Source organism: Mesorhizobium sp. M7A.F.Ca.US.007.01.2.1, from assembly GCF_003998165.1.
In the GTDB taxonomy this organism is placed as follows: domain Bacteria; phylum Pseudomonadota; class Alphaproteobacteria; order Rhizobiales; family Rhizobiaceae; genus Mesorhizobium; species Mesorhizobium ciceri.
Genome location: NZ_RZQP01000453.1, coordinates 1 through 1,734 on the forward strand (window position 1 = coordinate 1; position 1,734 = coordinate 1,734).

Consider the following 1,734-nt stretch of genomic DNA (forward strand, 5'->3'; position numbering starts at 1 on the left):
GGCGTGCGATGGTCCTCGGCACCATGCTGATCGGAGCTTATCTCGCGATGAGCGACACGTCTGGCTACATGGTCGGCAGCTTGTTCGCATTCATGATGATCGCCCAACGCGTCGCACAGCCTCTCGTCGGTCTTGCTCGACTGGTCGAGGACTTCGAGGAGGTAGGGGCGGCAATCAGCGAGGCAGGATCCGTCCTCAACCGGCCCCTGGAAAGCAGTTCGAATTCCACAGGTCTGAGACCGAAGCTCGTTGGCGAGATCAGTTTCCGTGATCTGACCTTCACCTACATCGGCACCAACACGCCAGCGCTTGACCGGGTCAACTTCGACATTCCAGCAGGGACGATGTTCGGCATCGTCGGGCGCAGCGGTTCGGGGAAATCGACAATTGCGCGGCTTCTGCAGGGGATCAATCGCGATTACAGCGGTTTTCTCAAGCTGGATGGCGTCGACCTCAAGGAAATCAACCTGCGTCACCTTCGCCAGGGGCTCGGCGTGGTCCTCCAGGACAATTTCCTTTTCCGCGGGTCGATTCGAGACAACATCATCGCCGGGCGCCCCGGCCTGACCCTTTCCGACGCCATGCGAGCCGCTCACCTTGCCGGCGCCGAAGAATTCATCGAACGCATGCCCAACGGCTATGACACCTATATTGAGGAAGGTTCGCCCAACCTGTCGGGTGGTCAAAAGCAGCGGCTGGCGATTGCGCGCGCGCTCATCCACGATCCGACCGTCATGATCCTTGACGAGGCGACCAGCGCGCTTGATCCGGAGAGCGAGGCGGTGGTCAGCGCCAATCTCATGCGCATCGCCAGGGGCCGCACGATGATTATTGTTTCGCACCGGCTTTCCTCGCTGACCGAATGCGACCAGATCCTGGTCATGGATCAGGGCCAGGTCCTCGATGTCGCGCCGCATGCGACCCTGCTCGAACGATGCGCGCTCTACCGCCAGCTTTGGATGCAGCAGAACCGGCATCTTGACAATCGCCAAGCTCGTCTGGCCGCTGTGCCGCCGAGACTTGTGTGAGCATCGGCTTCGGGGCGCCCATGAGCAGCATCACCCATTCCAGTCTTCCCGTCCGGCGCCGGACAGAGCCGAGCGATCCGACGATGCCCGTCATCCTGGAATTCCAATGGCCGTCGACGGCCATCGCCAATGCGCCCGTCCCACGAATGGCGCGCGGCATGGTCTGGATCATCTCAAGCATGGTCGTTGCCCTGATAACGCTCTCAGGGCTCATACCGGTCGATCAGGTCGTCTCCACCAGAGGGCTCGTGGTGTCGCAATCGCCGAATATTCTGGTGCAGCCGCTCGAGACGGCGATCGTCCGCTCGATCGAGGTGCGCGAAGGACAGCGCGTGCGAGCCGGTCAAACGCTTGCACGCCTCGACGCGACCTTCGCCTCCGCTGACCTTGCTGCGCTGACGACACAGGTCTCGACACTTGAAGCCGAAGTGGCCCGTTTGAAAGCGGAAGCCGACGGAAAGCCCTTCAGCTATGACGGTCTGGACCCGAGTTGGACCCTGCAGGCATCGATCTTCGATCGTCGAAAAGCCGTCTACGACGCCAAGCTGTCGAGTTTTGACCGGCAGAGCGATGAACTCAGTTCCGTGATCTCGCGTTCCCAGTCCGATGCTGACGGCTACCGCCAGCGACTGGCCGTCGCGGCTTCGATCGAACGGATGCGCAAGCAACTGGAAGCAAGACAGGTGGGCAGCCGCCTCAATACGCT

General features: G+C 61.4%; 2 protein-coding genes. Both read left to right on the forward strand.

Going from position 1 to position 1,734, the window contains the following annotated elements:
• A partial coding sequence (locus EN949_RS35020) for a peptidase domain-containing ABC transporter (protein ID WP_164782669.1) occupies positions 1-1,028 on the forward strand: 1,028 nt, incomplete at its 5' end.
• Between the two features lie 20 nt (positions 1,029-1,048).
• Positions 1,049-1,734: biotin/lipoyl-binding protein (locus EN949_RS35025; protein WP_127371977.1), on the forward strand; the 686-nt coding region annotated here is incomplete at its 3' end.